Below are 22311 nucleotides of genomic sequence, written 5' to 3' on the forward strand. Positions count from 1 at the left end.
CAGCGCCGGTCATGAAGTGCTCAAAAATCCACGATACGAATCAGTTGCGGCGGTTCCAGGGTGGCATCGAGCGCCGCGATTCGCGCCAGCGCAGCTTGCATCGACGCCTCGCTGGTCTCATGTGTCATGATGATGACCGGAACCGGCTCACCCTCGCCTTCCGCACGCCCGCGCTGAAGCATCGACTCCATGGAGATGTCAGCGTCCCGCAAGACCGCCGAGACATCGGCGATCACGCCGGGTTTGTCGAGTACCAGCAAGCGCAGATAGTAGGCACAGGTGTGCCGCTCCATCGGCAGCGTGGGCAACTGACGCAGTTGCGTGGACGCAATGCCGAAAACCGGCGGGGCCGTGCCGCGCGCCAGGTCGATGAGATCGGCGACGACCGCAGAGGCCGTTGGCCCGGCCCCTGCCCCGCGGCCTTCGTACATGGTGGTGTCGACGAAGTCGCCGTCGGCCACCACGGCATTGAAGACACCGTCGACCGAGGCGATGGGCCGACCCTTGCGCACCATGCAGGGGTGGACCCGCTGCTCCACCGCACCGTTCACCTGCTGGGCCACCCCCAGCAGCTTGATGCAGTAGCCGAGTTCCTCTGCGTAGGCCACGTCGAGGGCAGAGACGTTGCGGATGCCTTCCACGTAGACGGAATCGAAGTCGACTTCGCAGCCGAAGGCCAGCGCCGTCAGGATCGCCAGCTTGTGCGCGGTGTCGACGCCATCGACATCGAAGCTGGGGTCCGCCTCCGCATAGCCCAGGCGCTGGGCGTCGGCCAGGACGTCGGCGAAGTCCTGTACCGGACCCGCGTTTGCCCCGCCTCCGGCAGCCGACATCTGCGTGAGAATGTAGTTGCAGGTGCCGTTCAAGATACCGTAGACGCGGCTGATCCGGTTGCCCGCCAGGCCCTCGCGCAGGCCCTTGATGATCGGGATGCCGCCGGCGACGGCAGCCTCGTAGGCGATGGTGCAGCCCCGGTCCTCTGCAAGCCGTGCAAGGGCGGTTCCGTGGTGGGCAAGCAGCGCCTTGTTGGCCGTCACGACCGACCGCCCCTGCGAAAGCGCCGCTTTGACCGTTTCCAGCGCCGTTCCCTCGGCCCCGCCGATCAACTCGACCACGACGTCCGCATCTGCCTCCCGGGCCATCGCGACCGGATCGTCAAACCACTGGTAGGGCGACAGATCGATCCCTCTGTCCCGGCCCTTGTCGCGCGCACAGACCGCAGCCACGCTGATCCCGCGCCCGGACCGGGCAGCGATGGCGACAGCGTTCTGATCCAGCAGCCGAAGCGTTCCCGCACCGACCGTGCCGAGGCCGGCGACCGCTATGCGCAGAGGTTCCGTCAAGATGCGATGTTCCGAACCTTGGGATCGGCGGGCCCGATGCCGGACGACCGCAGGAAAGACCTGATGTTGCGGATGGCCTGCCGGGTGCGCTGCTCGTTCTCCACCAGGCCCAGACGCACGAAGCCTTCGCCGTATTCGCCGAAGCCGATGCCCGGCGCCACGGCCACCTGCGCCTCCTCCAGCAGCAGTTTGGAGAACTCCAAAGAGCCCATCTCCTTCAGAGCCTCCGGCAGCGGCGCCCAGCAGAACATGGTCGCCGGCGGACTGGGGATCGGCCAGCCTGCAGCGGCAAGACCGGAGACCAGCACATCACGGCGCGAGCGGTAGCGCTGGCGCATTTCGTCGATGCAGTCCTGGGGTCCGTTCAGCGCCGCCGTAGCCGCCACCTGAATCGGCGTAAAGGCCCCGTAGTCGAGGTAGGACTTCACGCGGCTGAGCGCCGCGACCAGATCGGCGTTGCCGGCGCAAAACCCGATGCGCCAGCCCGGCATCGAATAGGTCTTGCTGAGCGAGGTAAACTCAACCGCGATCTCCCGCGCGCCCGGCACCTGGAGGATCGACGGCGGCGGCGCACCGTCGAAGTAGACCTCGGCATAGGCTAGGTCGGAGATCACGTAGATATCGTGCTCGCGGCAGAAGTCCACCACCGCAGCATAGAAGTCCAGGTCGACGACCTCCGCCGTCGGATTGGCGGGATAGTTCAACACCAGCGCCGAAGGCTTGGGCACGGAGTGGCGCACCGCGCGCTCCAACTGTTCCATGAAGTCGAATTCGGGTCCGACAGGGATGCTGCGGATGGCCGCCCCGGCAATAATGAAGCCGAAGGCATGGATCGGATAGCTGGGGTTCGGCGCCAGGATGATGTCGCCCGGACTGGTGATCGCCTGGGCCAGGTTGGCCAGCCCCTCCTTGGATCCCAGGGTTACGATCACCTCGCGTTCGGGGTCGAGCTCAACGCCGAAGCGCTCACCGTAATAGCGGCAGAGGGCCCGGCGCAGACCGGGAATCCCGCGTGAGGTGGAATAGCGGTGGACCCGCGGATCGTTCAGGGTTTCAACCAGCTTGTCGATGACGTGCTTGGGCGGCGGCTGGTCCGGATTGCCCATCCCGAAATCGATGATGTCCTTTCCGTCCGCGCGCGCCTTGGACTTCAAGGCATTCACCTCGGCAAAGACATAAGGCGGCAAGCGCTTTATACGGTGGAAGTCCTGGGACATTGGATCTTGGTCTGTGGTGCCGGATCGTTGCCTGGACCGCTTGCTGGGGCTCCCCGGCGGGCCGCAAAGCCGGGATGTCTGTAGGGCCTCGTCCGCGCCTCTTGTACCGGTGGGCCCGCTACTTTTCCAGGAAGATTTCGACCCTTCTGTTGCCCGCTTCGCCCGATGGCATGAACTCGTGATACACCGGCTCCGCATCCGACCGCGCTTCGGTCTTCAGGGCCGCAGTGGACACACCCAGGCGCTGCAGCTCTGCCGAGACCGCGTCGGCCCGCTTCAGCGACATCTCGAAATTGGCCACCTGATGCTCATCCGGCGTCGTATTGCGGGTCCGGCTGCTGGCGTGGCCCACCACCCGCAAGCTGCCGCCGCGCTGCTGATGCAGGGTCACGAGGTCGCGCAGAACGGCACGGTCGTTGCCGTCCAGATCGACCGACCCGTGGCTGAAGAAGATAATCGCCGCCAGTTGCCCGGCATCGCTTGCCGATGACTGCGGCTCAAGAGCGGCAACCTGGCTGCCGCGGGTGACCGAGCCGGAGGAGATGATCAGGCTGTTGGCGAAAGGATCGGCCGACGCTGCCGTTTCCAGCGGCGGGACCTCGGTGAAGGTCGCGCTGTCGCGGTCTGCGGAGAGCTCGGCCACCCTCTGCTGGCGGTCTTCCGGCGAGCTGTACGGCTGTGGCTCCCGCGGAACCTCGGAAAGGCTAGGAAATTCATCCTTTCCACCGGACGTGGTAACCCTTTGCGGCTGTTCGGCCGCCAGCTCCTCAGGGGACTTGGTGGCATCGTCCAGGGCAGCACAACCAGCCAGCGCCAGGGCCATGGCAAAGCCGGCAAAACCCTTCGCCCAACGCTGCGGACCGGGCCTCAGGGGCGTTCCGCCGGCATTCTGCAACCTTGTCATCGCGTCTCTTCCTCGCATCGCCAAGAGCCCGGATTCTGCGGCGTCCAGGGCCCGACCGCCATGTGTGAGGCGGGATTTTCTGCTATTGAATCGGCGCTACCCCCCTATTACTTTGCGGGGCGTTTTTGCGGCGCCGACAGCCTGAATCCGGATTCCTACCCCGGGCTCAGGCCCACAGTTCCCGGTAGGATAAGGAAGCCGTCATGGCGGAGCAACAGCCCCCCGACATCAAACTGCCCGACCCGGTGGAAATCTCCAAATCGGTGGCCGGAATCGCCGAGCGCAGCCAGAAACTGGTGAATGAGTTCCTGGAGCGGCAGTACAAGGACGGCAATGGCGGCTCCTCCGCCTTAGACCCCATGAACATCGGCGCTGCCTTTATGGAGATGACCAGCCGCATGATGGCCGATCCGGCCAAGCTGGTGCAGGCGCAGATGTCCCTCTGGCAGGACTACATGCGTCTCTGGCAGACCACCGCCCAGCGGATGATGGGCCAGGAGGCCTCGCCGGTGGCCGAGCCGGAGCGCGGCGACCGGCGGTTCAAGCATCCCGAATGGGACGAGAACGAGCTCTTCGACTTCGTCAAGCAGTCCTACCTGCTGACGGCGCGCTGGATGCAGACCACCGTCAAAGACGTCGAGGGCCTGGACGACAAGACGTCGCAGAAAGTGGACTTCTATACCCGGCAGTTCGTCGACGCCATGGCGCCGTCCAACTTCCTCATGACCAACCCGGAGGTCCTGCGCGAGACCCTGGAGTCCGGCGGCGAGAACCTGGTCAAGGGCCTGGAGAACCTGCTCGACGACCTCGAACGCGGCAAGGGCCGGCTCAAGATCAGGATGACCGACACGGAGGCCTTCGAGCTGGGCGAAAACATCGCCGTTACGCCCGGCAAGGTGGTCTACCAGAACGACCTGATGCAGCTCCTGCAGTACGAGCCCACGACCGAGCAGGTGAACAAGCGGCCGCTGCTGATCATTCCGCCGTGGATCAACAAGTTCTACATCCTGGATCTGCGGCCCAAAAATTCCTTCATTCGCTGGGCCGTCGCCGAAGGCCACACGGTCTTCGTCATCTCCTGGGTCAATCCGGACGAGAAGCTGGCCGCCAAGTCCTTCGAAGACTACATGCTCGAAGGCCCGCTCGACGCCCTCAGCGCCGTCGAAAAGGCGACCGGCGAGAAGGACGCCAACGTCATCGGCTACTGCCTCGGCGGCACGCTTCTGGCCTGCACCCTGTCCTACATGCAGGCGAAGAAGGACGAGCGCATCAAGTCGGCGACCTTCTTCACGACGATGATGGACTTTGACGACGCCGGGGAACTGGGCGTCTTCATCGACGAGGTGCAACTGGCCGCGCTCGAAGAGAAGATGAGCGAAAAGGGCTATCTCGAAGGCGGCGACATGGCCACCACCTTCAACATGCTGCGCGCCAACGACCTGATCTGGTCCTTCGTCGTCAACAACTACCTGATGGGCAAGGACCCCTTCCCCTTCGACCTGCTGTACTGGAACTCCGATTCGACGCGCATGCCGGCGGCCATGCACAGCTTCTACCTGCGCAACATGTACCAGGAGAACCGGCTGGTCGAACCCGGCGGCATCACACTGAAGGGGGTCGACGTCGACCTGTCGAAAATCAAGGTGCCGGGCTGCCTGATCTCCACGCGGGAAGACCATATCGCCCCCTGGAAGGCGACCTACTCCGCCACCCAGCTCCTGGGCGGGCCCGTGAAGTTCATCCTCGCCGGTTCCGGCCACATCGCCGGGGTCGTGAACCCGCCGGAGGCCAACAAGTACGGCTACTGGACGAACGCCAAGAATCCGAAGTCGCCGGAGAGCTGGATCAACGGGGCCGCCGAGCATGCCGGGTCGTGGTGGCCCGAGTGGAACAAGTGGATCGGCCGCTTCAGCGGGGGCCAGGTGCCGGCCCGCAAGCCTGGAGACGGCAAGCTGAAGGTCCTCGAAGACGGGCCGGGCAGCTACGTGAAAGTCAAGGCGCACGACTAGCGGCTGCCAAGGCTTGGTCCTGCAAAAAACTGTCATGACGGAACCGGTCGACCGGGACCTGCTGATTGCCTCGGCGCCGCTGGCGCGAGCCTGGGCGGCCGAAGCTTGCTGGCGCGATGGCAACAGCGGCGCAGGCTGCGAGGCCTATCATGCGATCTGGCAGTACCTGCGCATCATCGGCGTGGTGACCACTCTCGACCGCCATGCCCACCTCTACACAGAGGCTCTGCAGAGGATCGCGGCCGATCCGTTGCGTCGCCGGGTGCTGCTGTCCGGTTCCGCTGACTACGGGCTGCTGGCCATTGTGGCTGCTGCGTTTCGGCAGATGGGGGCAGAGCCGGCCGTTACCCTGGTCGACCGCTGCGAGACCCCTCTGAAGCTGGCCCGATGGTATGGCGAAAAGCGCCACCTCAAGGTCGAGACCCGGCAGGCCGATCTGCTGACCTACGAGTCCGAGACCCGCTTCGACATGATCTGCGTGCATTCGCTGCTGGGGCTCGTGCGCGCGGAAGACCGCCCTCTGCTGACCCGGCGATGGCACGACCTGCTGCGACCCGGCGGCCAGGTGCTCTGTATCAATGCGATCAGCCCCGCCCATCATCCAGCGCAGGTGCGCTACAACGCCGAACGGCGGGCCGAACACCGGCGCCGGGTCGAAGAGGCTGCAAAAGACCACCGGGACTTGCTGGACATCGCGCCGGAGACCCTGGGGGAGATGGCGTTTGCCTACTCCGGCACCGTGGTCTCGAACGTGATCCGCTCCCGCGCCGAGATCACTACGCTGTTCGAAGACGCCGGACTGGTTATCGAGGAGCAGCGCTTCGGCCGCCTGGGCGTCGACGACAGCCACCACTTCTCCGGACCGACCCCGCCGGAGAAACGTGAGTACGCCTGGATCATCGCACGCAGGCCTTAAGTTAAGGGCCAGAGCTCTTTGGCGCTTCCGGCCGCTCGATCTCGCAAACGAAGTCCTCGAACTTTCCGCCGGCGCTGCGCGGGATGTCCCGAACGTACTTCAGGACCACCGTAAAGCCCTCCGGCAGGCGGGAGCGGAAATGCGCCGCGACCTCCGCCTCTTTCTCCGGCGCAAGCGGCTCGTCGACCACCATGCGTGCCTCCACCTCGCCGAGGCCGGTCTGCGCGAGCTGGAACTGCCGCACCGGCACGATGGCCAGCAAACCCCGGACGCCGAAGGCGGGCCAGTACTCGCCGCCGGCAGCGTCAATGAGCATGTTGCGCTCTCGGCCCAGGATGCGTTTCAGAACCGGCAACTGGCGTCCGGTCGGACAGGGCTCCCCGACCTCGGCATAGTCGCCGATGTCGTAGCGCAGAAACGGTTTGGCGAAGTTGTGCAGGGCGGTGACGATCACCCGACCCACCTGGCCGGGTTTACACAGCCGTCCGTCCTCGTCGACCACCTCAACCAGGACGCAATCGGCCTGAACCAGATGGTGCTCATACCCCGGCGCCTGAAGCGAGATATAGCCGACTTCCTGGGAGCTGTAGGCATCTGCAACCGTCACACCGAAGGCCTCACGGCAAGCCTCGCGGACCTCGGGCCGGAGCAGCTCGCTGAACGTCAGGCATTGCTTGAGCCGGGGTAGAGCAATGCCCTTGGCGATGCAGTGATTGGCCAGTGACAGGAGGTTCGTCGGATAGACGCGCAGGTAGGCAGGCTCCTCGCGCTGCAGCCACTCCACCTGGTTCGCGATGCTGGTCTCGATCTCAAGCGCAACCAAGGGGCCCGTCCCGAAGACGCTGCCCACGGCACGGCCCCAGCGTTCCAGATGAAGCCCCCCCGGATAGGCTGCCCGGCCGCCCGAGATGCGCCGGATCACCGCCATCTTCGCCGAGAGATCGCGCTGCTGCCAGAGATGCTCGCGCAGGGTCACGACATCCCAGATCAGCGATGTGACCTGGGTCGAGAGCACGCGCACCGGCTCGCCCGTGGATCCCGAGGTGGAAGCCTCGCCGATTGAGCCGTGCTCCTTTGGCACCGCGGTACTGACCAGCGCCTCGCCAGCGCTCTGCACCTCTCCGCGCTGCAGCGGCTTCAGCTTCAGCCAGGTGTCGTAGTCCAGGGCACGGTCGGGGACGATCCCGGCTTCCTCCAAACGATCGCGGTAGTAGGGCACCGTCGCCCAGACGTGACGCAGGAGTTGGGAGAGCTGCAGCAATTGCCGGCTCAGAATGGCTCGCCGCGAAAGCCACTGCGTTTCCTCCATCTGACGCAGGAGCGCCAGCCTGACGGCGGCGGCCGTCGACGGAAAACCGGGCCAGGCGATGCCCTCATAAAACGACGTTGGCGGGCGAAAGACGCTCATGGCGCCTCCATCCATAGCGGCATCAGCGGTAAGGGAACGGAGAGCAGGAGTACGAAGCCCAGATAGCTCAAGCCGGATATCGCCAGGCCGGCCGCAACCGCCGTGCGCCAGCCGTGTCCGTGCAGCCGGACGAACGCCAGGACGTAAAGCCCCAGACCGAGGGGATAGCCCAGCAGTACGACCGCGGGCAAAACCGCCAGCAGCCACAGCACGGCTTTGGGCCATCCGTCCTTGAGTTCAGGCTGGCTGTGCGGCGCCGCAACAGCTTCGACCCCGGGCGCCGGGCCACGCAGCAGCGCCACTGCGCGTGCGGCGATCACAACCAGCATCGCCGCCGTCACCATCACGGGCAGCCGCAGGACGACGGCTGAGTAATCGTAGGCCAGCCAGCCAAGAAGGCAGAGCGCGACCGTGGCGAGCGCAACCCCTGCCAAGCACGCGAGTTCCAGCCGCCTCATCGCTGCGCGCCCCCGTTTCGTCTTTGACGGATCAAGGGCCAGAGAAGACCCGCGACAATCAAGGCAGCGATGAAGAGCGCGCCGGGCCTGAACAGGAAGTCCAGCCCGTAGGCCCTGAGTGAGATGTGCAGGTAGGTCTCCAACAGCGGCGCCAGGACGAAGCCGAGCAGCAGCGCCGGGCGGCTGTAGTCGAGCGCCCGCATGACGCAGCCAAGCACCGCGAAGACAAAGACGAAGACCACGTCCATGGGATCGTTCTGGTAGCCGTAGGCGCCCAGGACCACCAGCGAAAGCAGAACCGGAGCGAGGATGGTGCCCGGCACCTCGACAATCCGCACCAGAAACTGCGACAGCAGCAGCATGACGATCACGGCCAGCAGGTTGGCGACGGCGAGCACGATGGCCAGACCAACGGCGATGTCCATGTGCTCGGCGAGAAAGTCCGGGCCGGGTTCCAGTCCCAGAATCAGGAAGCCGCCGATCAGCACCGACATGCCGGCACTGCCTGGAATGCCGAGCCCGAGCGTCGTCACGAGCGCGCCGCCCTCTTTGGCGTTGTTGCTGCTTTCCGGCGCGATGACGCCCTCGACGATGCCGCTGCCGAAGCGCTCCGGACGCGCCGACGTCTGCTTCGCGGAGGCGTAGGCCAGGAAAGGCGCAGTGTCGCCCCCGATCCCGGGGATTATCCCGACGACGACACCGATGACCGAGGAGCGCAGAAACAGCAGCTTATGGCGCAGCACATCGACCATGCCCTGGCGGATTTCGGCCCAGCGCGGACGCTCAGCATTGGCCTGGTGCGCAAGTGTCCTGCCCCGCGCGAGGTCGAGTATCTCCGGGATCGCAAACAGCCCCAGGACCAGTGGAACGATCTTGATGCCGTCGAGCAGATAGTCGAACCCCAGCCAGAAGCGGGGCACGGCGGTGATCCGCTGCTCGCCGATCATCGCCAGGAAGATGCCCAAGCCTCCGGCGATGAGCCCTTTGGTCAGATTGCCCTGGCCCAGGACGGCGATGTAGACGATACCCATCAAGGCCAGAAAGAAGGTCTCCGGCGAGCCGATCGTCAGCACGATGGGCTGGAGGAAGGGCAAGAGGCCGGCGAGTGCCACCACACCGACGCAGCCGCCCAGTCCGGAGGACGCGAAGGCGGCGCCGAGGGCACGCCCGGTTTGACCGGTCCGGCTCATGGCATAGCCATCCGCCAGCGTGGCCGCATTGGGTGGCGCCCCCGGAATCCCCAGCAAGATCGTCGTGAGCGCCCCGCCGGTATAGACCACGGCATGGGCGGCCAGAAGAAACGCCAGGCCGGCCATCGGGTCCATGCCGAACACGAACGGGAGGAGCAGTGCCAGTGCCGTCAGCCCGCTCATGCCGGGGAGCACGCCGAGCAGCAAGCCGACCGGAACGGCCGCTGCGATCAGCAGCAGAACCGCCGGGTCGAGGAAAAGCTGCAGTCCCTGAAGATAGTCCGCCAGCATTCAGCCGTGCCGTTCGGGTAAAGACGCAGTCTCGGACAGCGGCCTAGTCCGGGAAATACTCTTCCAAAACCACGCTGCGGACCCGCGCCAGGGTGACCTCATCGAGAGCCGCAAGAGAACCGCTGATGTACTGTTCAACCACCTCTGCGGTTTCCGCCCGTATCGGGCGCCTTTGTGCCGCCATGTCGCTGACGATTTGCGGATCTTCCAGCACTGCCTGTACGGCCTGCCGCAGAAACCCGGTGCGATCCTCGGGAACATCAGGGGTCGAAACGAAGATGCGGCCGATTTTGGTGAGTTGTTCGGTATAGTCCACCCACCAGGCGGCATTGTCTCCGAAGGATGCAACCTCAAAGACGGTCGGCAGATCGGGTAGAATCTCCGAACGCTCCCGGCCGAACACCGCAATGGGGATGACCATCCCGCCCTTGGCGTACTTGGCGGCTGAACTTTCCGAGAGGACGAGTGCGTCGACCTCGCCGCGGATCGCCGCCAGACCCGCTTCCTTCGAGCCCTTGTAGCCCATGATGATCTCGGAATTGAGATCCAGCGCTGTCGACGCCATGGCGGCGACACTGGCCAGGGAGTCGGTCCGGCCCGCCGCTCCCCACTTGATGACTTCGGCAGTGGCCTGGGCATCGGCGAGGCTGCGGTAGGGCGAAGCCGCACTGAAGACGATAACCCTGGGCTCCGATGTGACGCGGCCCAGCACCGTCAGCCGGGTCAGATCGAAACGGACCCCTTCGGTTCCCACCAGTTGGCTCACCGTCGAGGCACGGCCGTTGATCAGCATCAGGGTAAGGCCGTCGGCCTTGGCCGTCATCAGCCGGTTGAGCGCCAGGTTGCCGCCGCCGCCGGGACGGTTCTCGACGATCACAGTCGCGCCCAGTTGCGCCTCCAGGTGCGGCGCCAGGAGCCGCGCATAGGTGTCGTAGCCACCGCCGGCGCCATAGCCGACAACCAGCTTGACCACCTTGCCCTTGTAAAACTCTGCCGCGGTCTCCGCGGCTGCGTCGCTCATGAACCCCGAAAGCGCAACCAAGGCCCCGAGCAAAACCGCCGGTAAACGAAACACTGCTAGTCCCCCACTTTGGTCCCCACGGATCCACCGCCCGGCAGCCTAGGGACCGGACGCTAAGGAAGCTTTAACCATACTGCGGCGACGGCTGTCACCGGATCAAATGCGTCGGCCCCAAAAGCGTCGGCCCCAGCCGTGAGCCGAACCAAACCATAGACCTATCTGACTCAGCCTTTGCGTTCGCGCAGATAATCGGCCGCGTTCTCTTGGTAATGGCTGGCCAGATAGGGCAGGTCCGCCAGTTCGGCCTCGCTCAAGGCGCGCATCGGCTTTGCCGGGCGGCCGGCCCAAAGCTCGCCCCGGGCGACGCGCTTGCCCGGCGTGACCAGGGCCCCGGCTGCCACCATGGCCTGTCCTTCCACCACTGCGCCGTCCATGACCACCGCGGCCATGCCGATGAAAGCCCCGCTTTCGACCGTACACGCATGGATCAGCGCCTGATGGCCGATGGTGACATTGTCGCCGATCACGGTCGGCATCCCGCCGCCCGTTTCCCGGTAGTCGCCGGTCCGGTCATGATTGACGTGAACAATCGTGCCGTCCTGCAGGTTTGATCCGGCGCCGACGCGGATCATGTTCACATCGCCGCGCAGCACGCAGCCATACCAAACCGACGACCCCGGACCGATCTCGACGTCACCGATCACCGCTGCGGTTTCGGCCACAAAGGCGTCGGGATGAATCTTCGGGAGGATGCCCCGGTAGGCGATGATGTTGCCGGCCATATGTGTGGTCCATCGAGCTTGCGGTGCCGTGTGGAAGCTGGAAAGCCGCCATCCGGCGCCGGTGAGCGGAAAAGCACTGCGGTCCCGGAGATAGCCGGAGTGGCCCGGCAGGTCAAACCTGCCGCGGGACACAGCCATCCGGTGCGAGATGACGATTGAGCCGCCGGGCGGGCGCAGCCGATACAGCCGGGCGTTGAAAAAAGCAGCGGGCAGTTTCCAGACGTGATATCTTGCCCGCGTGCTGACGGCCGGCGGACAACGGCGGCTTGTTTGGAAAAGTTCACTCTTGGGGGAGGCTCATGGGGAGAGTTCGAGTGAAAACCTTGGCCACTCTAGGCTGCCTTGCCATTGGATTTGCCTGCGGCGGCCCCGCAGCAGCCCAGGCCGCCGACCTCGGCCCGCCCTCGCAGTGGGACGAGATGCAGAAGCTCGAGTATTATATCGGCAACATCGCCGGCGCCATGAACGTCTGCCGAATGTACAGCCTCCACGCCAGCATGCGCGAACTCTCCGTGCTGACCCCCTATGGCCAGAAGGGATTGAGGGACTGGGGGTCCTACGACGGTATCCGGGGGGCCGCCTGCGGCGGGCTTGCCAAGGACGCGAAAGCCATCCTGGGTGACCGCGACAAGCTGATCGACTATCTGAAGGCCCGCTACGACTGCGCCGGGGGCGACTGCGTCGAGCGTTAGACGCCTGCTTGCGGACCGACGAAGCGAGCGGCGCCTAGAGTTTCCCGACGATGCCAGGGTGGGGCGAGAGCGAGCCCAAAGAGAAAACGCACCGCTGTGACGCCGGCGGTGTTAGGTGGTGAAGGTGAGCCCGGCGCGGCGCAGCACTTCACTAACTCAAGTATTGATCTCTTATCGTTATCTATAAGTAGTTTCCTCCAAAGAGCAGATCAAATACTTCGGCTCAACCCCTTTCGATTCGATCTCCAGCGTTATCGCGCACCGCAAGCCCAGGTCGCCACGCACTCTTGAATTACGTTATAACATAACGTATCTACGGCAGAGGAATCGGCCGATCTGAGGGCCGCACGATGGAACGGCGGTGGAAGTCTCCCTTGCTCCCTCCTCGACATCGCGCGCCAGGGCGCGACGAAACGCGCTCATGCAATCGAGCCCAAAACGAACGAGGCATGACTTATGAATGCTGAAGCCACCCGCCTGCCCGTCACCGTACTCTCCGGGTTTCTCGGCGCCGGCAAGACAACACTCCTGAACCGCGTGCTCAACAACCGCGATGGCCGACGCGTCGCCGTCATCGTCAACGACATGTCGGAAGTGAACATCGACGCCGACTTGGTGCGCGCGGACACAGAACTGAGCCGTACCGACGAAACACTGGTAGAGATGTCGAACGGCTGTATCTGCTGCACTCTGCGTGATGACCTGCTCGCCGAAGTGCGACGCCTCGCCGGAGAGGGACGCTTCGACTACCTGTTGATCGAGTCAACCGGCATCTCCGAACCCCTGCCCGTCGCAGCCACATTTGATTTCCGCGATGCTGAGGGCGAGAGCCTGTCGGACGTCGCGCGTCTCGACACCATGGTGACTGTCGTCGATGCGGTGAATTTGCTGCGCGACTACTCCAGCCACGACTTCTTGCGTGATCGGGGCGAGACCGTAGGCGAGGAAGACGACCGCACGCTTGTGCATCTTCTGACGGACCAGATCGAGTTCGCCGATGTGGTCATCCTCAACAAGGTCGCCGATGCAGAACCTCATCAGGTTGACGCCGCACGCAAGATCATCCGCAGCCTCAATGCAGATGCACAGATTATCGAGACCAACCATTCCGACGTTCCCGCGGAAAAGATCCTCGATACCGGACTCTTCGACTACGAGAAGGCGCACGAGCACCCAATGTGGGCGAAGGAGCTCTACGGCTACGAGGACCATGTGCCGGAGACCGAGGAATACGGTGTCACGAGCTTCGTATACCGCGCCCGCCGTCCATTCGACCCGGAACGCATTCACGCTGTGCTGAACGGTGATCTGCCCGGCGTTATCCGCGCCAAGGGGCATTTCTGGATCGCCACGCGTCCCGACTGGGTGGCCGAGTTCTCCCTCGCGGGCGCGCTGTCATCGGTCAATCCACTGGGCATCTGGTGGGCTGCCGTGCCGAAGGAACGCTGGCCGGACCATGAAAGCGCGCGCGCCTACATGCAGGCGCAATGGCAGGAGCCCTGGGGCGACCGGCGGCAGGAAATCGTCTTCATCGGCAGCGGAATCGACTGGCCGGAACTGACGGCACGGCTCGACGCCTGCCTCCTGCCCGAGCACCTCGCAGGTGGACCCGATGCGCTCCCCGACTTGCCGGATCCTTTCCCGGCGTGGCGGCGCGCGCAAGCAGCGGAGTGAGACCTGTTCGGAAAGGTCCGGTGGAGTTCAGCATGGCTCAAGCATCCCAGGAACTTGGCCCCCCCCGTCAGGCCGCCGCGCTGACCGCCGGAGTGAGGGCTGTTGATACACTGGACGGCCTCGCCGCCATCAATGAGCCCGCCACCGAACTTGTGATCTGGCAGCGTTCGCTTCCTTCGTGTTTCAGGGACTGGATCGATCGCTTAGACGCTGTAGGTCTTCCTCACCTAAGGATCCTCGTTCGACCTGACGATCTGCAGTGTGCTCTCGTGCCGCTGCTGGACAAATCTGGGCTCGTTCCGGGCGAAATGCGCGATCTCCTGGTCGAAGACATTGGCGATCTCGTCAGCGCATTTGCGGACATCACCCGCAGCGACTGGGTTGATGTTCGGCTGGAGCGTGTCGATCACGATGCCTGCTGGAAGTTTCATCGCGACACCGTGGAGGCGCGCCTCGTCACAACCTATCGCGGACCAACGACGGAGTGGGTCCAAATGGCGCACGCCGAGAGCGCCGTAGCCGAACAAAGGGGTTTTGACGGTCCGCTGGAGCGCCTCGGGGATCACGATGTCGCGCTGTTCAAGGGCAACCGTGCCGGCCCGAACAGTGGGATCGTTCACCGTTCGCCGCCGATCGCCGGAACTGGGCGTACCCGGCTGTTTCTCTGCCTCAATATGCAAACGGATGTGTCGCCGGAACCGTGGGTCAAGGCCTGAAAACCTGCGCCTTCCAATCACTCAGTTCGCGTGCCCGGCGACGCATAGCGTTTCATTTGGGCCCTTGGTCGACACCGGGCCTTGGGTGTCGACGGACGAACGGCAACAGGAACTGACATAAAGATACGGCGTCCCCAATTCCTGGGAACGCCGTACAGTACAGTGACGTTGCTGTTCTTGCGCGGTTAGCGCTTGGAGAACTGGAAGCTCCGGCGCGCCTTGGCCCGGCCGTACTTCTTGCGCTCGACCACACGCGAGTCGCGGGTCAGGAAGCCACCACGCTTCAGCACCGGACGGAGCCCCGGCTCGTAAAGTGTCAGGGCCTTAGAGATGCCGTGGCGCACAGCGCCGGCCTGGCCGGAAAGGCCGCCGCCCTTGACCGTGCAGACCACATCGAACTGCCCGGCCCGATCCACCACCACGAAGGGCTGGTCGAGGATCATGCGCAGCACCGGACGGGCGAAGTAGACCGCCTGATCCTTGCCATTGACCGTGACCTTGCCGCTGCCCGGCTTGATCCACACCCGGGCCACCGCATCCTTGCGCTTGCCCGTGGCGTAGGAACGGCCCAGAGCGTCGCGCTGGGGCTCGGCAACCTCAGGCGCCGCGTCCGCGGCCACGCCCGTCGCCTCACCCAGGTCGCTCAGGTCGCTCAGGGTCTGGGTTTCATCCGCCATGGTCACTGGCTCCTCTTGTTCTTCGCATTCATCGCCGCGAGATCCAGGGTCTCGGGCTGCTGGGCCTCGTGGGGATGCTCGCTGCCGGCATAGACCCGCAGGTTCTTCATCTGCTGACGGCCCAGGCGGTTGCGGGTGATCATGCGCTCCACCGCCTTGATGACGACCCGCTCCGGGTGGTCCCCGTCCAGGATCTGCCCGGCGGTCCGCTGCTTGATCCCGCCCGGATAACCGGTGTGCCAGTAGTAGACCTTGTCGCTGGTCTTCTTGCCCGTGAGCTTCACCTTGCCGGCATTGATCACGATCACGTTGTCGCCGCAGTCCATGTGCGGCGTAAAGCTCGGCTTATGCTTGCCACGCAGAATCTTCGCGACCTGCGAGGCAAGACGCCCGAGCACGACGCCATCGGCATCGACCAAGATCCATTTCTTGTCGATATCCGACGCAGTGGCGGAATAGGTTTTCATCGTGCCAACCACTTCTTCAATGATGATGGAGAAGGCGCGGACAGGCCCGCCCTTCGGCGCGCTGTTTCTATAAAGCGGCTGGCTGACTGTCAATCAGAAAAAACATTGAAGAGAGAATATGTTAGCAATACGGTATTATAATACCTGATTTCAAGATATTGCTTTGCAAGGCAGCTTCGCCGCTACCTGACGCTTAGGCCTCCGGGTCGCGCGGCGGGATCGAATAGGTTGCCGTTGCATGCGAGATAGGCCCTTCAACACCTTGAGAAGTCACAAAAACCTCCCCAACCGCCAGGCGCTTGCCCAGCTTGATCAGGCGGCATTCGGCCTGAATATCCCCCGGCCTGGGCTTGTGGAGAAAGTTGATCGAGAGATTGGTGGTAACCGCCAGAGGCACATTGCCGATGGCCCCAAGCACCGCGGCATAGACGGTGAAGTCGGCAAGCGCCATCTGGGCCGGCCCCGAGATCGTCCCGCCCGGGCGGACGTGATCGTCGGTGGCCGGCATGCGCGCCCGCGCCCGCCCGAAGCCGATTTCCTCGGTGATGAAGCCATAAATCCGCTGAAAAGGCGCCGTCTCCTCGAGCAGCCGGTTGAAGGCGTCGAGCGTGATCTGGGGGGCCTGCCTGTCGTGGTCCATCTGGATGGCACCTTCCTTCTTGGATATCATGGGATTAGAAGACTGTAATAGCGCTTGATATCGGCTTGGCGAAAGCGCCAAAGTCGGCCTGCTCACAAGAGCGCGTCCATGCACATCAAAAGGGACCACGATCAGCGATGTCAGCCGAAGCCGCGCGTGCGAGCGATCCTGCCCTCCTCCTCCGTTCCGACGACGGCGGGATAGCTCGCCTGACCCTGAACCGGCCGCAGGCCTACAACGCCCTCTCTGTCGCCCTGATGACGGAGCTGCTTGCCTGCCTTGACGACATCGCCGAAGAGGCCGGCACCCGGGCGGTGATCCTGGAGGGCTCGGGCAAGGGCTTCTGTGCCGGCCACGACCTGAAAGAGCTGCGCGCCCAGAGCGGGGACCGGGCGTTCTTCCAGGCCGTGTTCCAGCAGTGCAGCAAGCTGATGGTCCGCCTGACGACCCTGCCGAAGCCGGTGATCGCCCAGGTTCACGGCATCGCCACCGCGGCCGGCTGCCAGCTCGTTGCGAGCTGCGACCTGGCGGTCGCCGCCGAAACCGCACGCTTCGGCACCCCCGGCGTCAACATCGGCCTGTTCTGCTCCACACCCATGGTCGCCCTCTCCAGGGCCGTGCCGCGCAAGCAGGCCATGGAGATGCTGCTGACCGGCGACATGATCGATGCGGCAACCGCCGCCAGCTATGGGCTCATCAACCGCGCCGTCCCGGACAGCACTTTGCCGGAGGCTGCTTCAGCGATGGCACAGAAGATCGCCGCGAAGTCGCCGCTGACGCTGAAGACCGGCAAGGAAGCCTTCTACCGACAGATCGAGTACGGCCTGGTGGAGGCCTATGCCTACACCAGCCAGGTCATGACCACCAACATGCTGGCCCGCGATGCCGAGGAAGGCATCGACGCCTTTATCGAGAAGCGCAAGCCCGACTGGCAGGGCCGCTAACCGGCGCAGGCCATCCGCCGACAGCCACCCGCCGACAGAAAGCCTTTTCCTTTATGCAACAACTGCAAGAGTTTTGGGCCCTGGTCCTGGATGTCTGGAACCAGGGCTTCCTTGGAATTGAGATCGGACGGCTGCTGATCGCCCTCGGCATCTTCCTGCTGTTCCTGATCTTCCGGCGCCTGTTCACGACGATCATCCTGGCCCGCTTCAAGCGCTTCGTCGAAAAGACCGAAGGGCGCTTCGACGACGAGCTGATCGCCGCGCTCGAACAGCCGGTACGCTTCATCCCCGTCGTCATGGGTGCCTTCTTCGCGATCGAGTACCTGGGTCCCGAAGGCACCTTCGAGCTGATCGCGGAAAACTTCCTGCGCTCGCTGGTGGTCCTGACGATCTTCTGGGGCTTCTTCAACGCCATCGGCCCCCTCTCCTTCCTCTTCAAGCGGCTGGAGCGCATCTTCACGCGGCCGATGATCGAATGGCTGGTGAAGGCGACCAAGATCGGCATCGTCTTCATCGGCGTTGCGACCGTGTTGGAGATCTGGGGGATCGAAGTCGGTCCGATCATCGCCGGTCTCGGTCTCTTCGGCGTCGCGGTGGCGCTGGGCGCCCAGGACCTCTTCAAGAACCTGATTGCCGGGATCCTGGTGCTGGCGGAAAAGCGCTTCCATCCCGGAGACTGGATCCGCGTCGACGGCGTGGTCGAGGGCACGGTGGAGACCATCGGCTTCCGCTCGACCCGCGTGCGCCGCTTCGACAAAGCGCCTGTTTTCGTTCCCAACGCCAAGCTGTCGGACAACGCGGTCACGAACTTCTCTGCCATGACGCATCGGCGGATCTACTGGAAGATCGGCGTCGAGTACCGGACGACGGTGGAGCAGTTGCGGCAGATCCGGGACGGGATCGAGTCCTACGTCATCGGCAACGAAGCCTTCGCCCAACCGCCCGAGGTCTCGACCTTCGTGCGGATCGACAGCTTCAACGACTCCTCGATCGATATCATGCTCTACTGCTTCACGAAGACGACGAACTGGGGCGAGTGGCTGGAGATCAAGGAGCAGTTGGCCTATCACATCAAAGAGGTCGTGGAAGGCGCCGGCAGCGGCTTTGCCTTCCCAAGCCAGTCGCTCTATGTCGAGAGCCTGCCGGACGACCGCCCGGAACCCTTTGTGCCACCGCAGGACGACGGCGAGGCAGCGGCAGCCGTCGCTGCGCGGGCAGCGGACTAGAGCGGCGGACCAGACCCCATGAGCGCGCTTCCCAGCTACAGCAACAAAGACCTCCTGGCGATTCTGCAGGGTACCCGCACCATCGCCATGGTCGGCGCCTCGCCCAAGTGGAACCGGCCCAGCTTTTTTGCGATGAAGTACCTGCAGGAAAAGGGATACCGGGTGATCCCGGTCAACCCGGGTGCCGCCGGCACGGAGATCCTGGGCGAGACCGTCTATGCCTCGCTGGCCGAGATTCCGGGCAGGTTCGAGATGGTGGACATCTTCCGCAACTCGGCCGCCGCCGGACCGATCACCGAGGAGGCCATCGCCGTCGCCGGAGAAAAGGGCATCAAGGTGATCTGGATGCAACTCGGCGTGATCAACGTCGAGGCGGCGGCAAAGGCAGAGGCGGCCGGGCTGACCGTGGTCATGGACCGCTGCCCGAAGATCGAGTTCGGGCGCCTGCATTCGGAGCTGTCCTGGGGCGGCTTCAACTCCGGCATCATCTCTGCCAAGCGCCGGCGCGTGCGGTTGTCATGAAGAAGACCTGACCCATGAAATCCAGCAAGACCCCGGGCTTCGAAACCCGCATGATTCACGCCGGCGCCCAGCCGGAGCCGGTGACGGGGGCACGGCAGACGCCGATCTTCCAGAACACCTCCTACGTCTTTCACGATGCCGACCACGCGGCCTCGCTGTTCAATCTGCAGACCTTCGGCTTCATCTATTCGCGCCTCACCAACCCGACGGTGGCCGCCCTGGAGGAGCGTCTGGCCAGCCTTGAGGGCGGGCGCGGCTCCACCTGCTGCGCTTCCGGCCATGCGGCCCAGATGCTGGTGTTCTTCGCGCTGATGGGGCCGGGCGACCGCTTCATCGCTTCCAACCGCCTCTACGGCGGCTCCATCACCCAGTTCGGCAAGACATTTCAGAAGTTCGACTGGCAGGTCGACTTCGTCGACGTCGACGACCCGGAGACCGTGCGCCAGGCACTCACCCCGAAGACCAAGGCCATCTTCGTCGAGAGCCTGGCCAACCCGGGCGGTGTGGTCAGCGACCTGGAGGCCTTGGCGGAAGTCGCTGGCGAGGCCGGCGTTCCGCTGGTGGTGGACAACACCATGGCCACCCCCTACCTCTGCCAGCCCTTCGACTGGGGCGCCGACCTGGTGGTGCACTCGACCACCAAGTTTCTCTCCGGCAACGGGACCTCGATGGGCGGCGCGGTGGTCGATTCCGGCCGTTTCGACTGGTCGGCCAGCGACCGCTTTCCGGGTCTGGCCGCGCCGGAGCCTGCCTATCACGGCCTCAGTTTCTATGAGACCTTTGGCGACATGGCCTTCACCATGCAGGCCCATGCCGTCGGCCTGCGCGACCTCGGCGCGACTATGGCGCCGATGAATGCCTTCCAGACCCTGCTCGGTTGCGAGACGCTGAGCCTGCGCATGGAGCGGCACTGCACCAACGCCAAAGCAGTCGCCGAGTTTCTGGAAGGCCATCCCGCCGTCGACTGGGTGTCTTCAGCCGCGCTGCCGTCCAGCCCCTATCACGGGCCCGCACAGAAGTACCTGCCGCGCGGTGCCGGCTCGGTTTTCACGTTCGGCGTCAAAGGCGGCTACGAGGCCGGCGTGAAGGTCGTGGAAGCCTGCGAGCTGTTCTCCCACCTCGCCAACATCGGCGATACCCGCTCGCTGATCCTGCATCCGGCCTCCACCACCCACCGCCAGCTGACCGAAGAGCAGCGCCAGGCGGCCGGCGCCGGGCCCGAGGTGGTCCGCCTGTCGATCGGCCTGGAAACCGTCGAAGATCTGCTTGCCGATCTCGATCAGGCCCTCACCACAGACTAAGCCCGGCCAACGCAGCGTAACTTCCCCTCACAGCGAAGAGTGGGAGGCCGGAACGGCGGGGTCAGCCCGTCTCGTAGCAGGCGACTTCCACCAGATTGCCATCAGGGTCGCGGAAATAGACCGAGCTCATCTCGCCCAGGGCGCCGGTGGTTGCCACCGGCCCCTCCTCGATCCCCACGCTGCAGGCCTGCAGGCGTTTGAGAACCTCGCGCGGCGGGACCTCCGTCACCACACAGAAGTCCGCGGAGCCGGGAACCGGCACGGCGGCTTTCGGTAGGATCGGCGAGGGGTTGGGATTCAGATTGATCTTCTGGCGTCCGAAGTGAAGCGCGACCCGCCCCTCGCCACAATCGACTCGGCGCATGCCGAAAACCTTCTCATAGAAGGCACAGGTTTCTTCAACATTGCGAACCGTCAGGACGAAGTGGTCGAAACGATCAAGCTCCACAGGCACAGAAGTCATAGGGGTACAAACTCGCTCTTGAAACGTCTACTTGGCGATTCCTCTACTCCGCCGGCACAGCCATGCTTGGCTGCGGTCTCTTGTTCGGCAGGAACAGTGTCACGAGAGCCGCCGCTGCAGCAGCGGCGGCCATGAGGGCATAGAGCCAGCCAAACTCGCCCGTGCGTCCCTCAACCCAGGACGCCAGCAAGATTGCCGGATTGGCAATGGCAAAGGCCAGAACAAACTTGACCCCGTAGGCGAGGCTGCGGTGGCGCTGCGGCGTGTAACGCGCCAGCAGCATGTTTTCCGCCGGAAGAGCAGCCGAGCTCAGAAGGACCGTGAGGATGGCCAGCGCAATGAGAGGCGTCGAGCCGGCGCCGGCCAGCAGCGCCATGACCGGGATCTGAAAGGCAAAGGCACTCAGGTAGATGAGCTTCAGGGAGTAGCGGTCGGCCAGCCAGCCACCGGCGAGCTGCATCAGACCGCCCACGGTGTAGACAACCGCCACCAGCAGGCCGATTCCGAAGGCGCCCTCCCCCGCCAGGTCGCGCAGCCGCAGGTCGAAGACCTTCGGCAGAGAGGCCTGGGTTGCGTGGAACATCAGGCCCATCACCGCCATGGTGAGTAGAAGGATCGCATAGACCCGCACCATGTCGTTCCGGCTGGGCGGCGGATCGCTGTCCTGCTCCCCGTCCCCATCGGCAATCCAGCCAAGGCGCAGAGCTGCAAAAAGCGCCAGCCCGGTGACCAGGCAGATGACCCCGGGGACGATGAAGGCAGCGCGCCAGCTTATCGCATCGATCAGAAGGCCGGCCACAAGGCCGGCGGAAGCGACGCCCAGCGACCCGAAGATCCCGTTCACCGCCAGCGCCATGCCGCGCTTCGTTTTGACGCTACGCACCAGCCAAGCGATGCCGACCGGGTGATAAATGGCGCTGAACAGGCCGATGGACGTCAAGCCGAGCAGCAGCGCGCTGGTGGTGCTGACGAGGCCGCAGAGAATGCCGGAAAGGCCGAGGCCGACGAAATAGACCGTCATCATGCCGGGGGTGGACCAGCGGTCTCCCAGCCACCCGGCCGGCAACGCCGCGAAGCCCACGAGCAGAGACCCCAAAGCCCAGAGCTTTATCAACTCATGGTTGGGTATGCTCCACTGAGCCTCCAGGGTCAGGGCGATCACAAAATAAAATGCCGTGAAGAGGTGCATGTAGGCATGGCCCAAGCACGAAAACAGCAGCGTCAGTTGTGCCGACCCGGCCCTCACGGCGGCTCCCCTTATCCGTCCAGGGTACCGGTGTATACATCGATCCCGGTGACGACAAGTCGTGGCCCTGCAAACCTGCCATGCAGTGACAGCCTCAACAGCCCGATTACAGCTGCCACCATTGCGCCCCAATCCGCCACGGCCGGGCCATGATCCGGACCTTCTACGGCCCAGATCAGGCGCCAGACTGGCAACCGATGGCAC

At 64.3% G+C, this 22311-nt stretch carries 22 protein-coding genes; 9 read left to right on the plus strand and 13 right to left on the minus strand.

The genetic code is table 11. From position 1 onward, the window contains the following. Nucleotides 1-20: 20 nt before the first annotated feature. From Q0982_RS04685 to Q0982_RS04695, 3 genes are all read right to left on the minus strand, one after another. Nucleotides 21-1343, minus strand: a complete 1323-nt coding sequence (locus Q0982_RS04685) for a homoserine dehydrogenase (RefSeq protein ID WP_299392284.1) — start codon at nt 1341-1343, stop codon at nt 21-23. Then, nucleotides 1340-2560, minus strand: coding sequence for an LL-diaminopimelate aminotransferase (locus Q0982_RS04690; RefSeq protein WP_299392287.1), 1221 nt, complete (start codon nt 2558-2560; stop codon nt 1340-1342). Before Q0982_RS04690 ends, Q0982_RS04685 begins: the two co-directional genes overlap by 4 nt. A 118-nt stretch (nt 2561-2678) precedes the next feature. After that, nucleotides 2679-3464 carry an OmpA family protein gene (locus Q0982_RS04695; protein WP_299392290.1) on the minus strand — a complete coding sequence of 262 codons (786 nt, stop codon included), beginning with the start codon at nt 3462-3464 and terminating at the stop codon, nt 2679-2681. A gap of 203 nt (nt 3465-3667) precedes the next feature. On the opposite strand from Q0982_RS04695, the gene Q0982_RS04700 reads away from it, so the two are divergent. After that, nucleotides 3668-5473, plus strand: a complete 1806-nt coding sequence (locus Q0982_RS04700; protein WP_299392293.1) for an alpha/beta hydrolase — start codon at nt 3668-3670, stop codon at nt 5471-5473. A gap of 34 nt (nt 5474-5507) precedes the next feature. Further along, a complete protein-coding gene (locus Q0982_RS04705) occupies nt 5508-6389 on the plus strand; it encodes a class I SAM-dependent methyltransferase (protein WP_299392296.1) in 882 nt (293 codons plus the stop codon). Between the two features lies 1 nt (nt 6390). On the opposite strand, the gene Q0982_RS04710 is transcribed toward Q0982_RS04705, so the two are convergent. From Q0982_RS04710 to Q0982_RS04730, 5 genes are all read right to left on the minus strand, one after another. Further along, nucleotides 6391-7797, minus strand: coding sequence for a phenylacetate--CoA ligase family protein (locus tag Q0982_RS04710; protein WP_299392298.1), 1407 nt, complete (start codon nt 7795-7797; stop codon nt 6391-6393). Continuing rightward, complete coding sequence (locus tag Q0982_RS04715) at nt 7794-8231, minus strand: tripartite tricarboxylate transporter TctB family protein (RefSeq protein ID WP_299392301.1); 438 nt, start codon at nt 8229-8231, stop codon at nt 7794-7796. The genes Q0982_RS04710 and Q0982_RS04715 overlap by 4 nt, the downstream gene beginning before the upstream one ends. A 20-nt stretch (nt 8232-8251) precedes the next feature. Continuing rightward, nucleotides 8252-9736, minus strand: coding sequence for a tripartite tricarboxylate transporter permease (locus Q0982_RS04720; protein ID WP_299392303.1), 1485 nt, complete (start codon nt 9734-9736; stop codon nt 8252-8254). Between the two features lie 43 nt (nt 9737-9779). Continuing rightward, the gene (locus Q0982_RS04725; RefSeq protein WP_299392306.1) at nt 9780-10757 is read right to left on the minus strand and encodes a tripartite tricarboxylate transporter substrate-binding protein; all 978 of its coding nucleotides are present in this window, start codon (nt 10755-10757) and stop codon (nt 9780-9782) included. A 224-nt stretch (nt 10758-10981) separates the two neighbouring features. Beyond that, on the minus strand, nt 10982-11539 hold the full coding sequence (locus Q0982_RS04730; protein WP_299392308.1) for a gamma carbonic anhydrase family protein: 558 nt from the start codon (nt 11537-11539) through the stop codon (nt 10982-10984). 314 nt (nt 11540-11853) lie between these two features. Between Q0982_RS04730 and Q0982_RS04735 the strand changes: the two genes are divergently transcribed. The 3 genes from Q0982_RS04735 to Q0982_RS04745 all read left to right on the plus strand — a co-directional run bounded on the left by Q0982_RS04735 (nt 11854) and on the right by Q0982_RS04745 (nt 14621). Further along, entirely contained in the window at nt 11854-12231 is a 378-nt protein-coding gene (locus Q0982_RS04735) for a hypothetical protein (protein ID WP_299392311.1), read from the plus strand. A 456-nt stretch (nt 12232-12687) separates the two neighbouring features. Then, entirely contained in the window at nt 12688-13905 is a 1218-nt protein-coding gene (gene zigA / locus Q0982_RS04740; RefSeq protein ID WP_299392315.1) for a zinc metallochaperone GTPase ZigA, read from the plus strand. Between the two features lie 32 nt (nt 13906-13937). Then, nucleotides 13938-14621, plus strand: a complete 684-nt coding sequence (locus tag Q0982_RS04745; RefSeq protein WP_299392317.1) for a DUF1826 domain-containing protein — start codon at nt 13938-13940, stop codon at nt 14619-14621. A 185-nt stretch (nt 14622-14806) separates the two neighbouring features. Here the strand turns inward: Q0982_RS04745 and rpsI are convergent, their stop codons facing one another. The 3 genes from rpsI to Q0982_RS04760 all read right to left on the minus strand — a co-directional run bounded on the left by rpsI (nt 14807) and on the right by Q0982_RS04760 (nt 16486). Then, nucleotides 14807-15298, minus strand: a complete 492-nt coding sequence (gene rpsI / locus Q0982_RS04750; RefSeq protein ID WP_299392320.1) for a 30S ribosomal protein S9 — start codon at nt 15296-15298, stop codon at nt 14807-14809. Between the two features lie 2 nt (nt 15299-15300). Beyond that, the gene (gene rplM / locus Q0982_RS04755) at nt 15301-15765 is read right to left on the minus strand and encodes a 50S ribosomal protein L13 (protein WP_299392323.1); all 465 of its coding nucleotides are present in this window, start codon (nt 15763-15765) and stop codon (nt 15301-15303) included. Nucleotides 15766-15958: 193 nt separating this feature from the next. Beyond that, nucleotides 15959-16486, minus strand: a complete 528-nt coding sequence (locus Q0982_RS04760) for a PaaI family thioesterase (RefSeq protein WP_299392326.1) — start codon at nt 16484-16486, stop codon at nt 15959-15961. 56 nt (nt 16487-16542) lie between these two features. Here Q0982_RS04760 and Q0982_RS04765 point away from each other — a divergent pair, with 56 nt between their 5' ends. Genes Q0982_RS04765 through Q0982_RS04780 form a run of 4 tightly spaced genes read left to right on the plus strand, consistent with a single transcriptional unit; the run spans nt 16543 to nt 20398 of the window. After that, complete coding sequence (locus tag Q0982_RS04765; protein WP_299392329.1) at nt 16543-17349, plus strand: enoyl-CoA hydratase; 807 nt, start codon at nt 16543-16545, stop codon at nt 17347-17349. Between the two features lie 53 nt (nt 17350-17402). Continuing rightward, nucleotides 17403-18575, plus strand: coding sequence for a mechanosensitive ion channel family protein (locus tag Q0982_RS04770; protein ID WP_299392331.1), 1173 nt, complete (start codon nt 17403-17405; stop codon nt 18573-18575). 18 nt (nt 18576-18593) lie between these two features. Next, nucleotides 18594-19097, plus strand: coding sequence for a CoA-binding protein (locus Q0982_RS04775; RefSeq protein WP_299392334.1), 504 nt, complete (start codon nt 18594-18596; stop codon nt 19095-19097). Between the two features lie 14 nt (nt 19098-19111). After that, complete coding sequence (locus tag Q0982_RS04780) at nt 19112-20398, plus strand: O-acetylhomoserine aminocarboxypropyltransferase (RefSeq protein WP_299392337.1); 1287 nt, start codon at nt 19112-19114, stop codon at nt 20396-20398. Between the two features lie 61 nt (nt 20399-20459). Here the strand turns inward: Q0982_RS04780 and Q0982_RS04785 are convergent, their stop codons facing one another. Together Q0982_RS04785 and Q0982_RS04790 are read right to left on the minus strand one after the other, a co-directional pair. Then, complete coding sequence (locus Q0982_RS04785) at nt 20460-20861, minus strand: VOC family protein (RefSeq protein WP_322096948.1); 402 nt, start codon at nt 20859-20861, stop codon at nt 20460-20462. Between the two features lie 43 nt (nt 20862-20904). Further along, nucleotides 20905-22107 carry an MFS transporter gene (locus Q0982_RS04790; protein WP_299392338.1) on the minus strand — a complete coding sequence of 401 codons (1203 nt, stop codon included), beginning with the start codon at nt 22105-22107 and terminating at the stop codon, nt 20905-20907. Between the last annotated feature and the right edge of the window lie 204 nt (nt 22108-22311).

This window comes from Pelagibius sp. (assembly GCF_028281305.1).
GTDB lineage: Bacteria > Pseudomonadota > Alphaproteobacteria > Kiloniellales > Kiloniellaceae > Pelagibius.